Raw genomic sequence first — 13,223 nt, 5'->3', positions numbered from 1 at the left:
GCGGCGCGGCAAGCGTTCAATGTCGGCTCAGGGCCGACTCAGGGCCGGCTCGGTACCGGCCGGGCATCAGTTCCATCCGGGAAAGGGGTTGTCCCACTGCGTCCAGGCCTGCGGGCCCATGGCCATTTCCGCATCGGTCAGCAGGCATTCGTCCAGGCGTGCGCGCAGCGCCTGCTCGTCCATGCCCATGCCGATCAGCACCAGTTCCTGGCGCGCGTCGCCCACGCCATCGACCCATTTGTCCAGGATGCGCTGCACGCTTTCGGGGTCGCGCGGCCAGCGCTCGGCCTCCACGGCGGCCCACCAGTGCCCGGCCGGGCCATGGCGGGCCACGGCGCCGGCCTGCGACCAGGAGCCGGCCAGCGCCGGATGGCTGGCCAGCCAGAAAAACCCCTTGGAGCGCACCACGCCCGGCCATTCGCTTTGCACCAGGCCGAAGAAGCGCCGGGGATGAAAGGGGCGGCGGGCGCAGTAGACAAAGCTGGCAACGCCATAGGCCTCGGTCTCGGGCTGGTGCGTGCCACGCAACTGCTGCAGCCAGCCCGGCGCCCTGGAGGCCTCCTCGAAATCGAACAGCCCCGTATCGAGCACGCGATCCAGCGGCAGCTGGCCGAAGGAGGCGATCTCCAGCCTGGCACGCGGGTTGAGCCCGCGCAGGATGGCCATGAGCCGGCTGCAGTCCTCGTCGGTGACCAGGTCGATCTTGTTGAGCACGATCACATCGCAGAACTCCACCTGCTCGATCAGCAGATCGACCACGGTGCGGCGGTCCTCCTCGCCCAGCGATTCGCCGCGCGAGCGCAGGCTGTCACGCGAGCCATAGTCGTGCAGAAAGTTGAAGGCATCGACCACGGTCACCATGGTGTCCAGCCGCGCCACATCGCCCAGGCTGCGTCCGTCCTCGCCCGCGAAGGTGAAGGTCTCGGCCACCGGCAGCGGCTCGGAGATGCCCGTGGACTCGATGACCAGCTGGTCGAAGCGGCCCTCGCCCGCCAGCCGCGCCACCTCCACCAGCAGGTCCTCGCGCAGCGTGCAGCAGATGCAGCCGTTGCTCATCTCCACCAGTTTTTCGTCGGTGCGCGACAGGTCGGCCCCGCCATCACGCACCAGGGCCGCGTCGATGTTGACCTCGGACATGTCGTTGACGATGACGGCCACGCGCCGACCTTCGCGGTTGTGCAGGATGTGGTTGAGCAAGGTGGTCTTGCCCGCGCCCAGAAAGCCCGACAGTACGGTCACCGGCAATCGGGCATGCGGCGGCTGAACCGGCGCTACGGTATGCATCATGGAATCTCTCGAACAGGGGAAGGGAGCACGCGGCGGGCACTGCGGCCGCATGCGCAGGGAGGGGTCTCAGGCGGGGAGCGCGGTGCAGGCGGAGCACTTGCCATGCAGCTCGATGTTCGAATGGGCCAGCGCGAACGCATGGCCGTGCGCCCAGTTGCCCAGGCAGCGGTTGAGCGCGTCATCGACAAACTCGTCCACCTGCCCGCAGCTGTCGCAGATCGCAAAGGCCGAGAAGTCATGGCTGCCCTCATCCGGGTGCGAGCAGCACACATAGGCGTTCAACGACTCCAGGCGGTGGACCACGCCCTGCTCGGCCAGCTTGTCCAGCGCGCGGTAGACCTGCGTGGGGGCGCTCAGCCCGTGGTCACGCAGCTGGTCGAGCAGTGCATAGGCCGTGCGCGGTGCACCGGCCTGGCGCAGGGCGTCGAGCACCCGTTGCTGGTTGGCGGTCAAAGGGGTGGGCATGGTGATTTCCTGTTCCAGAAAACGGTTGGCGATGTTGCGCCACATCAGAATTGTGACGTTATAACATAACAAAACAACGGCTGTCAGGCAGGTTTTTACAATTAAAAAGAATATTAAGTTGCGTTTAAATATTCAACAGGATATAGTCAGCACCGTTGTCGAGACCCGTACCCAGTACCTGAGTCGGCAACCACATCTCCCGCGCAACGGCTTGCCAGCCGCTTCCTGCAGGATGTGTTTCGCGACCTTTGTCGCCCAGTTGGTCTGTAGAGCTGCAGCCAACCGAGTTCCTAGATGCTCACGCAGACCTTTTCAAGGCTGCGAACCTGACTGAACCACATTTCAAACACCGGCATTCCCATGGGCAAGTACGTCGTCTCGCCCTCGACACACCCGACCGACTGCGGCCGCTTCCGTGCCTCCTTCTCGGTCCATCGCTCCCAGGGCAACGGCAGCTACTGCCGCGTATTCCGTTTCGACAAGGCATTCGCCTCCAGCGAAGCGGCACGGCTGTTTGCCGTCACCCAAGGCTGGCTTCAGACCTGCATGCAGCACCCGCCTGCGTGCTGATGGCCCGCTTGCTGCGAACCCCTATCCATTTCCTGCGGCGGATTGCACAGTCCTCCGCCTGCATTCCAACGGTGCGCCCGTTTGCGCACATCTAAGCAAAGAGGTTTTCCTATGACCACCAAAATCTACGTGGGCAATCTGCCCTACTCCGTGACCGACTCCAGCCTGGAAAGCAACTTCGCCGAATTCGGCAGCGTGGCTTCCGCCAAGGTCATGATGGACCGCGAAACCGGCCGCTCCAAGGGCTTCGGCTTTGTGGAGATGGCTTCTGCCGAAGTCGCCCAGGCCGCCATCACCGGCCTGCACGGCATGTCCGTGGACGGACGCTCGATTGTCGTGAACCTGGCGCGTCCTCGCGAAGAAGGCCGCAGCTCGGGTGGCTACAGCCCGCAAGGCTATGCAGGCAAGCGTGCCGACGTCGGCTATGGCAATGGCGGCCACGGCGGCGGTCGCTACTGATAGCGTCCAATTCCAAGAAAACCGGCTCTTTGGGCCGGTTTTTTTTCGCCTGCGGTTTTCCGCCGATGTCGGCATGAAAAAACCGGCCGCCCTTGCGGGCCGGCCGGTCATGCTTCAAGTCTGCCGGGGTCTGGCCCCGGCAAAGGCGAAGTGGCTTACCGCAGCGCGTCGATGGCGGCGTTGAAGGTGGCGCTGGGGCGCATCACGGCGTCCATCTTGGCCACGTCGGGCTGGTAGTAACCACCGATGTCCACGGCCTTGCCCTGCACGGCGCGCAGCTCTTCGATGATCTTGGACTCGTTGTCCGCCAGCTGCTTGGCCAGGGGAGCGAACTTGGCGGCCAGCTCGGCGTTCTCGGTCTGGGCAGCCAGGGCCTGCGCCCAGTACAGGGCGATGTAGAACTGGCTGCCGCGGTTGTCCAGCTCGCCGGTGCGGCGCGAAGGCGACTTGTCCTCGTCCAGCAGCCTGCCGGTGGCTTCGTCCAGGGTCTTGGCCAGCAGCTTTGCGCTGTCGTTGCCGTTCTTGATGCCCAGGTCTTCCAGCGACACGGCCAGTGCCAGGAACTCGCCCAGCGAATCCCAGCGCAGGTGGTTTTCTTCCACCAGCTGCTGCACGTGCTTGGGAGCGGAGCCGCCGGCACCGGTTTCGTACATGCCGCCACCGGCCATCAGCGGCACGATGGACAGCATCTTGGCGGAGGTGCCCAGTTCCATGATGGGGAACAGGTCGGTCAGGTAGTCGCGCAGGATGTTGCCGGTCACCGAGATGGTGTCCAGGCCGCGGGCCACGCGCTCCAGCGTGTAGCGCATGGCGCGGACCTGCGACAGGATGTGGATTTCCAGGCCCGTGGTGTCGTAGTCCTTGAGGTAGGTGTTGACCTTCTTGATCAGCTCGGCCTCGTGCGGACGGTAGGGGTCCAGCCAGAACACGGCAGGCATGCCGGAGTTGCGTGCACGCGTGACGGCCAGCTTGACCCAGTCGCGGATGGGCGCATCCTTGACCTGGCACATGCGCCAGATGTCGCCCTGCTCCACGTTCTGGCTCATCAGCACTTCACCGGTGGCCAGGTCGACGATGTTGGCAACGCCGTCTTCCTCGATCTCGAAGGTCTTGTCGTGCGAGCCGTACTCTTCGGCCTTTTGCGCCATCAGACCCACGTTGGGCACGGTGCCCATGGTCTTGGGGTCGAAGTTGCCGTGCCACTTGCAGAAGTTGATCATCTCCTGGTAGATGCGGGCAAAGGTGGACTCGGGCATCACGGCCTTGCAGTCGTAGGGCTTGCCGTCGGCGCCCCACATCTTGCCGCCCTGGCGGATCATGGCGGGCATGGACGCATCGACGATCACGTCGTTGGGCGAGTGGAAGTTGGTGATGCCCTTGGCGGAGTCCACCATGGCCAGCGCGGGACGGTGTTCCTGGCAGGCGTGCAGGTCACGGATGATCTCTTCGCGCAGCGAGGCGGGCAGCGTCTCGATCTTCTCGTACAGCGTGGACATGCCGTTGTTGACGTTGACGCCCAGCTCGTCGAACAGCTTGCCGTGCTTCTCGAAGGCTTCCTTGTAGTAGATCTTCACGCAGTGGCCGAACACGATGGGGTGCGAGACCTTCATCATCGTGGCCTTGACGTGCAGCGAGAACAGGATGCCGGCGTCGCGGCAGTCGTCCAGTTCCTTTTCGTAGAAGTCGCACAGCGCCTTCTTGCTCATGAACATGGAGTCGATGATCTCGCCGGCCTGCAGCGCGACCTTGGGCTTGAGCACCACGGTCTTGCCGCTCTTGGTGGTCAGCTCCATCTTGACGTCGCGGGCCTTGTCCAGGGTCATGGACTTTTCGCCGTGGTAGAAGTCGCCGTGCTCCATGTGCGAGACATGGGTTTGCGACCACTGCTTCCACTCGCCCATGGAGTGCGGGTGCTTCTTGGCGTAGTTCTTGACGGCGGCGGGAGCGCGGCGGTCGGAGTTGCCTTCACGCAGCACGGGGTTCACGGCCGAGCCCAGGCACTTGCCGTAGCGCGCCTTGATGTCCTTTTCCTGGTCGTTGGACGGGTTCTCGGGGTAGTCGGGCAGTGCGTAGCCCTTGCCCTGCAGCTCCTTGATGGCAGCCGTCAGCTGGGCCACGGAGGCGCTGATGTTGGGCAGCTTGATGATGTTGACATCGGGCTCCAGCGTCTTCTTGCCGAGCTCGGACAGGGTGTGGGCCACGCGCTGGTCTTCGGCCAGGAATTCGGAGAACTCACCCAGGATGCGGTGGGCCACGGAGATGTCGGCGGTCTCGACATTCACGCCGGCGGGTGCTGCAAAGGCGCGCACCACAGGCAGGAAGGCACTGGTGGCCAGGCGCGGGGCCTCATCGGTCAGGGTGTAGATGATGGTGGGTTGCTGCGTGCTCATCTCTTGTCTCAGGTAGTGAAAAAGGTAGGGGTCGCGCCGCAGGCCGTCGAACCGGGCATCCGCTAGGGGAAACGGGCCGGTGCAGCCTGACGCTGTAGGACCGTCACGCAATGCCCCGTCGCGCCAGCATGCTGCCCCGGCGTTTTCTGCAATGCGATCCCACAATACAAAATTCTAAGCGGAACCTGCCGGATTTTTTAAGTCTTGTAGAAGACTTAGGGTTTTACAGCGGCATTCAGGCCCTGTTTTCACAGGGAAACGGCTTGGAGCCCCTGCGTTTTCTGCCATGCAAAAAATGCTGTGGCGTGACGGACACGCAAGCATGGCAGAGCACCGGGCCACACCCAGAGCCGATACATCCACGACGATTCATCGTGCGCGAAGCGGCGGGCAAACACCCCCGGCGAAAACCCCGTGATCAGGCGCTGATCAAGCGCTGTTCACGGCACACACAGGCCGGGTCGGAAACGCCCCCGGCCAGCACCGGCGTCTGGGGCAGCAATCGCACGCCAATGCCCGGGAACACGGGTAAACGTGGCGACATATTGCGCCAAGTCATCTACAAAGCACGCCAATTACGCCAAATTGTCATCCATCCGCCTTTATTCTGTCTTTTTGACTAGAACTACTGGACTGGAGACGATTTGAGTACCCTGGCAATCGTGATTTCACTGGCGGGACTGATGTTCCTGGCCTACCGAGGCATCTCCGTGCTGCTGCTGGCACCCCTGATGGCCGCCGTGGCCGTGCTGCTGTCCGGCGACCTGGGCCATATGCTGCCGCTGTACACCAGCACCTTCATGGGCGCCCTGGGCAACTACATGCTGCAGTTCTTCCCCGTGTTCCTGCTGGGCGCGCTGTTCGGCCAGTTGATGGCCGACTCGGGCGCGGCCACCGCGATATCGCACTGGATCATGCGCGTGCTGGGCGAGAAGCACGCCATCCTCACCGTGGTGCTGGCCTGCGCCGTGCTCACCTATGGCGGCGTGTCGCTGTTCGTGGTGGCCTTTGCCATCTATCCGATTGCCAAGTCGCTGTTCCGCGCGGCCCATGTGCCCAAGCGGCTGATACCGCCCACCATCGCGCTGGGCTCGTTCACCTTCACCATGACAGCGCTGCCGGGCACGCCGTCCATCCAGAACGCCATTCCCATTCCCTACTACGGCACGAACGTGTTCGCGGCGCCGGGCCTGGGCATCATCGGCGGCATGACCATGCTGGCCCTGGGCCTGTGGTGGCTGCAGTCGCGCGCGGCCAAGGCACGCGTGGCGGGCGAAGGCTACGGCGATCATGACGACGCTGTCGAGCAGGGCCTGCATGACGAAAGCGACCCCGCCCTGCACAGCCGCCGGGACCTGCCGCTGCTGCTGGCCCTGCTGCCGCTGGTGCTGGTGATCGCGGTCAACGCGCTGCTGACCTACGGCGTGTTCCCGCAAATGGATTTCGGCTTCCTCAAGGACCGTTTTCCTGCCGTGAACCCGGCCAAGCAGACGGGCCTGTGGGCGCTGATCCTGTCCCTGGCCGTGGCCTGCGCCGCACTGGTGCTGCTGGGCCTGGGCCGCTGGCGCAATCTCAAGGAATCGGTGAACAAGGGCGTGCTGGGCTCCATGCTGCCCATCTTCAACACCGCCTCGGAAGTGGGCTACGGCGCCGTCATCGCGAGCCTGGCCGGTTTTGCCATCATCCGCGAGGCCGTGCTCAACGTGGCGCCCCACAACCCGCTGATCTCCGAGGCCGTGGCCATGAACGTGCTGGCAGGCATCACGGGGTCGTCGTCCGGCGGCCTGTCGATTGCACTGTCCACGCTGGGCAAGGACTACCTGGCCATGGCCGCCCAGCTGGGCATCAGCCCCGAGCTGCTGCACCGCGTGGCCGTGATGGCGGCCGGCTGCTTCGACACCCTGCCGCACAGCGGCGCCATCATCACGCTGCTGTCCATCTGCGGCCTCACGCACCGCCAGTCGTACGGCAACATCGCCATCATGACCATAGGCGCGCCCCTGCTGGCCCTGGTGCTGGTGATCACGCTCGGCACCATGTTCGGGTCCTTCTGAGGGACCAGGGCGCAGAGCGCGCGCGGGAAATACCACGGCATCGCGCCCGCCACAACCGGCATATGACGTATATGCGCGGGGCGGGTGCATGGCAACAATGCATGCACGGCGATAAGGCATCGCCCCGCTTCATTCCCGCATAACCGACAAGACGACATCCGCTGCCAAAGCTGCCAGCGCCGATGTCGGGCAACAAGGCCCGAACCGCTCCCTGACCTGGAGCGGTTCGGGCCTTTTTTTGTTGGCCGGGAATCGAAGGGGCAGCGATGCCGCACGCCGCCCCCTCAACCCCTTCAGGAGCAGCAGCATGAGACACGGAGATATTTCCAGCAGCAACGATTGCGTCGGCGTGGCAGTGGTCAACTACAAGATGCCGCGCCTGCACACCAAGGCCGAGGTGCTGGACAACTGCCGCAAGATCGCGGACATGCTGGTAGGCATGAAGCGCGGCCTGCCGGGCATGGACCTGGTGATCTTTCCCGAGTACTCCACGCACGGCATCATGTACGACGCCAAGGAGATGTACGACACGGCCAGCGCCATCCCGGGCGAAGAGACAGAAATCTTCGCCGACGCCTGCCGCAGGGCCAACGTCTGGGGCGTGTTCTCGCTGACCGGCGAGCGCCATGAGGAGCACCCCAACAAGGCGCCCTACAACACCCTGATCCTCATGAACAACCAGGGCGAGATCGTGCAGAAGTACCGCAAGATCATGCCCTGGGTGCCCATCGAGGGCTGGTACCCGGGCGACTGCACCTATGTGAGCGAAGGCCCCAAGGGCCTGAAGATCAGCCTCATCATCTGCGACGACGGCAACTACCCCGAGATCTGGCGCGACTGCGCCATGCGCGGCGCCGAGCTCGTCGTGCGCTGCCAGGGCTACATGTACCCGGCCAAGGAGCAGCAGATCATGGTCTCCAAGGCCATGGCCTTCATGAACAACTGCTACGTGGCCGTGGCCAATGCGGCGGGCTTCGACGGCGTGTACTCGTACTTCGGGCACTCGGCCATCATCGGCTTCGACGGCCGCACCCTGGGCGAGACCGGCGAGGAGGAAATGGGCATCCAGTACGCCGAGTTGTCCAAGCACCTGATCCGCGATGCGCGCAAAAACGGCCAGTCGCAGAACCATCTGTTCAAGCTGGTGCACCGGGGCTACACCGGCACCATCAACTCCGGCGACGGGGACAAGGGCGTGGCCGCCTGCCCCTACAACTTCTACAGCCAGTGGGTCAACGATCCCGAGGGCACACGCGAGATGGTGGAGTCCTTCACACGCACCACCGTAGGCACGCCCGAATGCCCCATCGAAGGCATTCCGCACGAGGCGCCCAGGCACCGCTGACAGCGTCCTGCCTCCGAGCCTGCAGGCCTGGGGGCAGGCCCGCCCATGAACACGGAAAGGTGAAGAGTGAAGATGAGCACGACAACAACCACAGGCCCGCTGCACGCTCCTGCCAGCCAGGCCGCCGACCCGCTGGCGGCCTACCGCATCGAGGAAGAGCCCTTCTACCGCCCCTCGGGCCGCGAAGTGCAGCTGTACCGGCAGGCCTACCAGCACCGCATGCCGCTCATCCTTAAGGGCCCCACGGGCTGCGGCAAGACGCGCTTTGTGGAGTACATGGCCTGGGCGCTCAAGCGCCCCCTGGTCACGCTGGCCTGCAACGAGGACATGACAGCCTCCGACCTGGTGGGCCGCTACCTGCTGGATGCCGACGGCACGGCCTGGCACGACGGCCCGCTGACCCTGGCCGTGCGCCACGGCGGCATCTGCTACCTGGACGAAGTGGTGGAGGCCCGCCAGGACACCACGGTCGTCATTCACCCGCTGACCGATGCGCGCCGTGCCCTGCCGCTGGACAAGAAGGGCGAGGTGGTGCATGCCCATCCCGACTTCCAGCTGGTGGTCTCCTACAACCCCGGCTACCAGAGCAGCGCCAAGGACATGAAGCCATCGACCCGCCAGCGCTTCGCGGCCCTGGACTTCGACTACCCGGCGCCCGAGATCGAGGCGGACATCGTGGCCCACGAGACCGGCATTGCCCCGGCCACCGCTCGCAGCCTGGTCAGCCTGGCACGCAGCACGCGCGAACTGCGCCACCGGGGCCTGGACGAAGGCGCCTCCACCCGCATGCTGATCTACGCGGGCCTGCTGATGCGCGACGGCGTCTCGGTGCATGACAGCTGCGACATGACCATCACCAGCGCCCTGACCGACGACCCCGACACCGCCGCCGCGCTGCGCCAGCTGGTCGAAGCCGAGTTCGGCGCCTGAGGGCCGCGCGCCATGGCCATCGTCTCCGCTGCCTTGCCCGAAGAGTCCCGTCTGCTGCACACGCTGGGCCTGCTGGCCAGCGGCCTCGCGCGCCAGCCTGTCGCCGTGCAGGCGCTGGCCAGGGCGCCGGCCAGTGCCCCGGCGCCGGGCCAGGCCCACGCCCTGCCGCCGCGCGCCGTGCTGATCAGCCAGCCTGCCCGGCTGCTGATTCCCGCCAACTTGCCCATACAGGCACACCTGCACGCAGCAACGATGGCCCATGCCGCAGCCCATCTGCGCTTCTCGCCCGCCCGCCAGGACAGCAGCGCCCTCAAGCCCATGGGCCAGGCCGTGGTGGGCGCGCTGGAAGATGCGCGCGTGGAACGGCTGCTGTGCCTGCAGCACCCCGGCGTGCGCCGCTGGTTCGAGGCCTGCATCGCCCCCGAGCCCGACCCATCGGACCTGGGCTTTGCCGCCTTCATGGCCCGGCTGGACCGCATGCTGCTGTGGCCAGAGCGCATGGACGGCAACCACTGGATCCACAAGGCCCGTGACCTGTTCGAGGACACCGCCACGCGCCATGGCCTGGAGGACTACGCCGCATTCCGGGCCATTGCCTCCATCCTAGCCAACGACCTGGGCCAGATGCGCGTGCGCATGGACCCGCAGCACCATGCCGTGCCCAGCATCTACCGTGATGACAACAGCTATCTCTGGCAGCATCCGGAGTCGCCCCAGGGCGAGGAAGACACACTCGCGCTGCAGCAGAACGCTGCGCGCGCGGCTCCGCCTCCATCGGCCGGCGCAGGACAGCAGTCCGATGCCCAGGAAGGCCAGTCGCTGGACCTGGACCCAGGCCTGGAACTGTCGCGCCACAGCTATCCCGAATGGGACCGCAGGTCGGAGCGCCTGAAGACGGACTGGTGCACCGTCATCGACACCCTGCCCGCATGGCAGGCCGAGGCTCTGGCCGGGAAAGGCTCCCAGGCCGGCAGACAGACAATGCCGCCCCTGCCGCTGCCGCCCGCACGCCAGCTGGACCGGCGCCAGCGCCTGCGCCGCCAGTGGGAAGGCGATGACCTGGACTTCAACGCCGCCCTCGAGGTCCAGGTGGACCGCCGCCTGAACCTGCGCCCGGAACCACGCCTTTTCATGCGGGCCGGCAAAGGCCCGCGCCCCACCAGCGTGCTGGTGCTGATGGACGCTTCCGAATCGGTCAACACGCCCGGCCTCCACGGCGCCAGCTTGCTGGAGCTGGAGAAACAGGCGGCCCTCATGCTGGCCGAGTCGCGCGCAGGCCGCAGGACCGGCGTGGACCGCCTGGCCATCCACGCCTTCTCGTCCAACACGCGCGCCGAGGTCCGCTACCTGCGCCTGCTGGACTTCGGCCAACCCTTTGCCGCAGCAGCGGCCACCCGGTTGCAGGCACTGCAGGGGCGCCATTCCACACGCCTGGGCGCCGCCCTGCGCCACGCCAGCAGCCTGCTGGCGGCCGAGCCTGCCGGCCAGCGCCATCTGCTGGTGATCACCGATGGAGCACCCGCCGACATCGACGTGCATGACGACCGCTACCTGATCGAAGACGCGCGCCATGCCGTGCAGCAGGCCCGCGCCGCAGGCATACGCATCAGTTGCCTGGCCGTGGACAGCCAGGCCGACGGCTATGTGCGCCACATCTTTGGCGGGCGCAACTACGGCATTGCCGACGACGCGCGGCATCTGCCAAGGCGGCTGTCCCAGATGGGCGCAAGGCTCGCAGCCGGCCGCTGACCACGGCAAGCGCCACGGAAATCTCGATTAACCTGAAGCCTGCAAAGAACGCACGCCAGCACCTGGCATACAAGGAACCCATGAACGACCCCGTCAGAGTCGGCATTCTTTACTCGGCCACCGGCACCACATCGACCATCGGCCAGTCCCAGCTGCAGGGCGCGCAGCTGGCCATCGACGAAATCAACGAGTCGGGCGGCCTGCTGGGGCGTGAACTGGTCGCCGTGCGCTACGACCCGGCCTCCACGCCGGCCCGCTATGCGGCGCTGGCCGAGCAGCTCATCGTGCGCGACGGCATCAACGTCATCTTCGGCTGCTACATGTCCAGCAGCCGCAAGGCCGTCATCCCCATCGTCGAGAAGTGGAACCGGCTGCTGTTCTATCCGACGCTCTACGAAGGCTTCGAGTTCTCGGGCAATGTCATCTACACCGGCGCCGCGCCCAACCAGAACAGCGTGCAACTGGCCGACTACATGACCAGCAGCTTCGGCGCGCGGGTCTACCTCATCGGCTCGGACTACATCTATCCCTACGAGTCCAACCGCATCATGGGCGAGCTGGTCATGCAGCACCCGGGCAGCGACAAGCTGGGCGAACACTACCTGCCGCTGGACGCCACCGAGCGCGACTACGCGGCCATCATGCAGGACATCCGCGCAAGGCAGCCGGACTTCATCTTCTCCACCGTGGTCGGCGACTCCACGGCCAGCCTCTACCGCGCCTATGCCGACGCGGGCTTCAATCCGCAGACCATGCCGATTGCCAGCCTCACCACCTCCGAGGCCGAGATCGCCCAGATGGGTGCCGACGTGGCGGCCGGCCACTTCACGGCCGCGCCCTACTTCCAGTCCATCGATTCACCGGCCAATGCGCGCTGCCTGGCCCGGCTGCGCCAGCGCCTGGGCGACGACTGCCGGCCCAACCTGTGCTGGGAAGCCGCCTACTTTCAGATGCACCTGTTCGCCAACGCCTTCCGCCAGGCCGGCAGCGACCGCATCGGCGATCTGCTGCCCCATCTGCTGGGCAGCGAGTTCGACGCGCCCCAGGGCCGCATCCGGCTCGATCCCGGCAACCACCACACCTGGCTGTACCCGCGCGTGGGCCGCGCCAATGCCCAAGGCGGCTTCACCATCGTGCGCCAGGCCACCCGGGCCGTCTCGCCCGACCCCTATTTGGTGACCCATTCACTGGGCGACTGGACCGCCAGCCTCGGTGCCCTGGAGAACTGAGCGTGGATGCCGCACCGAACAAGGAAACCGGCAGCGCTGCCACAGGCCGGCCGCTGCTGGAAAGAAAGCCGCTGCTGCGCGCCACCTCGCCCCAGCTCAAGGAACTGCGCCAGCTGCGCATTGCCGTCGTCCACCCCGACGACGCGGACGGCCGCCTGCTGGCCCAGCAGCTGCAGCGCATAGGCTGCCAGGTCCAGGCCATCTGGCCGCCCCAGCCCAGCCTGCCCGAGGGCACGGACGTGGTCTTCCTGGCCGTGCGCCCCGATCACCTGCAGTTGAACTACGCCTGGACCCAGGGCGAGGGAGAGAGCCCGCCCACCGCCATCGCCGTGGTCAACTACGAGAATCCCACCATCGTCTCCGCCGTGCTGGAGCTGCAGGTGCAAGCCATCCTGCCCACGCCCATCCGCTCCTTCGGCCTGCTGTCCACCCTGGTGCTGGCGCGCAGAAACCACAAGGAATCACGCCAGCAGCAGCAGCGCATCGCCAAGCTCCAGGCCAAGCTGCTGGGCCAGCGCCGCGTGGCCGAAGCCAAGGCCATCCTCATGCACACCCACCACATCAACGAAGACCAGGCCTACGACATGATCCGCGCCCAGGCCATGAGCCGGCGCAGCTCGGTGGAGGAGATTGCCCAGGCCATCGTGCATGCGAGCGAAATACTGTCGCTGGGCAAGGGCGTGGGCGGGTAAATCACGCAGAATTCCTGCCGCCAGCAGCCATGGTTTGGCCCCGGGAACCAGGG

12 protein-coding genes are annotated in these 13,223 nt (G+C 65.8%); 9 read left to right on the top strand and 3 right to left on the bottom strand.

Annotated features, from left to right (window positions below):
• Positions 1-66: 66 nt before the first annotated feature.
• Together zigA and ACF8LI_RS12255 are read right to left on the bottom strand one after the other, a co-directional pair.
• The gene (gene zigA / locus ACF8LI_RS12260) at positions 67-1,287 is read right to left on the bottom strand and encodes a zinc metallochaperone GTPase ZigA (RefSeq protein WP_392412898.1); all 1,221 of its coding nucleotides are present in this window, start codon (positions 1,285-1,287) and stop codon (positions 67-69) included.
• Between the two features lie 66 nt (positions 1,288-1,353).
• The gene (locus tag ACF8LI_RS12255) at positions 1,354-1,797 is read right to left on the bottom strand and encodes a transcriptional repressor (protein WP_392412896.1); all 444 of its coding nucleotides are present in this window, start codon (positions 1,795-1,797) and stop codon (positions 1,354-1,356) included.
• A 315-nt stretch (positions 1,798-2,112) separates the two neighbouring features.
• On the opposite strand from ACF8LI_RS12255, the gene ACF8LI_RS12250 reads away from it, so the two are divergent.
• Both ACF8LI_RS12250 and ACF8LI_RS12245 read left to right on the top strand, forming a co-directional pair.
• On the top strand, positions 2,113-2,322 hold the full coding sequence (locus ACF8LI_RS12250; protein WP_016445961.1) for a hypothetical protein: 210 nt from the start codon (positions 2,113-2,115) through the stop codon (positions 2,320-2,322).
• Between the two features lie 111 nt (positions 2,323-2,433).
• Complete coding sequence (locus ACF8LI_RS12245; protein ID WP_016445960.1) at positions 2,434-2,781, top strand: RNA-binding protein; 348 nt, start codon at positions 2,434-2,436, stop codon at positions 2,779-2,781.
• 155 nt (positions 2,782-2,936) lie between these two features.
• On the opposite strand, the gene ACF8LI_RS12240 is transcribed toward ACF8LI_RS12245, so the two are convergent.
• Positions 2,937-5,171, bottom strand: a complete 2,235-nt coding sequence (locus ACF8LI_RS12240; RefSeq protein WP_016454629.1) for an NADP-dependent isocitrate dehydrogenase — start codon at positions 5,169-5,171, stop codon at positions 2,937-2,939.
• Positions 5,172-5,281: 110 nt separating this feature from the next.
• On the opposite strand from ACF8LI_RS12240, the gene ACF8LI_RS12235 reads away from it, so the two are divergent.
• The 7 genes from ACF8LI_RS12235 (at position 5,282) to ACF8LI_RS12205 (ending at position 13,170) form a co-directional block, all read left to right on the top strand.
• Positions 5,282-5,794 (top strand): hypothetical protein, encoded by a 513-nt coding sequence (locus tag ACF8LI_RS12235; RefSeq protein WP_392429762.1) that lies wholly within the window; start codon positions 5,282-5,284, stop codon positions 5,792-5,794.
• 21 nt (positions 5,795-5,815) lie between these two features.
• Positions 5,816-7,225, top strand: coding sequence for a GntP family permease (locus tag ACF8LI_RS12230; protein WP_016454628.1), 1,410 nt, complete (start codon positions 5,816-5,818; stop codon positions 7,223-7,225).
• Between the two features lie 307 nt (positions 7,226-7,532).
• Positions 7,533-8,570: an aliphatic amidase gene (locus ACF8LI_RS12225; RefSeq protein WP_043791758.1), complete on the top strand. Its 1,038-nt coding sequence runs from the start codon at positions 7,533-7,535 to the stop codon at positions 8,568-8,570.
• Between the two features lie 72 nt (positions 8,571-8,642).
• Positions 8,643-9,500, top strand: a complete 858-nt coding sequence (locus tag ACF8LI_RS12220) for a CbbQ/NirQ/NorQ/GpvN family protein (protein ID WP_133073739.1) — start codon at positions 8,643-8,645, stop codon at positions 9,498-9,500.
• Between the two features lie 12 nt (positions 9,501-9,512).
• The gene (locus ACF8LI_RS12215) at positions 9,513-11,249 is read left to right on the top strand and encodes a nitric oxide reductase activation protein NorD (RefSeq protein WP_392412893.1); all 1,737 of its coding nucleotides are present in this window, start codon (positions 9,513-9,515) and stop codon (positions 11,247-11,249) included.
• An 80-nt stretch (positions 11,250-11,329) separates the two neighbouring features.
• Positions 11,330-12,478: a transporter substrate-binding domain-containing protein gene (locus ACF8LI_RS12210; protein WP_016445955.1), complete on the top strand. Its 1,149-nt coding sequence runs from the start codon at positions 11,330-11,332 to the stop codon at positions 12,476-12,478.
• A gap of 2 nt (positions 12,479-12,480) precedes the next feature.
• Positions 12,481-13,170: an ANTAR domain-containing response regulator gene (locus tag ACF8LI_RS12205; protein WP_392412891.1), complete on the top strand. Its 690-nt coding sequence runs from the start codon at positions 12,481-12,483 to the stop codon at positions 13,168-13,170.
• Positions 13,171-13,223 lie beyond the last annotated feature (53 nt).

This window comes from Delftia sp. WSY_12 (assembly GCF_043104645.1).
GTDB classification, from domain to species: Bacteria; Pseudomonadota; Gammaproteobacteria; order Burkholderiales; family Burkholderiaceae_C; genus Comamonas; species Comamonas tsuruhatensis.
This window is presented reverse-complemented; position numbering and strand designations above follow the sequence as displayed.

Bases quoted from the DNA above. Each gene is read 5' to 3' on its own strand.
- zigA (WP_392412898.1), bottom strand. From the start codon at position 1,287: ATGATGCATACCGTAGCGCCGGTTCAGCCGCCGCATGCCCGATTGCCG.
- ACF8LI_RS12255 (WP_392412896.1), bottom strand. From the start codon at position 1,797: ATGTGGCGCAACATCGCCAACCGTTTTCTGGAACAGGAAATCACCATG.
- ACF8LI_RS12250 (WP_016445961.1), top strand. From the start codon at position 2,113: ATGGGCAAGTACGTCGTCTCGCCCTCGACACACCCGACCGACTGCGGC.
- ACF8LI_RS12245 (WP_016445960.1), top strand. From the start codon at position 2,434: ATGACCACCAAAATCTACGTGGGCAATCTGCCCTACTCCGTGACCGAC.
- ACF8LI_RS12240 (WP_016454629.1), bottom strand. From the start codon at position 5,171: ATGAGCACGCAGCAACCCACCATCATCTACACCCTGACCGATGAGGCC.
- ACF8LI_RS12235 (WP_392429762.1), top strand. From the start codon at position 5,282: ATGCCCCGTCGCGCCAGCATGCTGCCCCGGCGTTTTCTGCAATGCGAT.
- ACF8LI_RS12225 (WP_043791758.1), top strand. From the start codon at position 7,533: ATGAGACACGGAGATATTTCCAGCAGCAACGATTGCGTCGGCGTGGCA.
- ACF8LI_RS12220 (WP_133073739.1), top strand. From the start codon at position 8,643: ATGAGCACGACAACAACCACAGGCCCGCTGCACGCTCCTGCCAGCCAG.
- ACF8LI_RS12215 (WP_392412893.1), top strand. From the start codon at position 9,513: ATGGCCATCGTCTCCGCTGCCTTGCCCGAAGAGTCCCGTCTGCTGCAC.
- ACF8LI_RS12210 (WP_016445955.1), top strand. From the start codon at position 11,330: ATGAACGACCCCGTCAGAGTCGGCATTCTTTACTCGGCCACCGGCACC.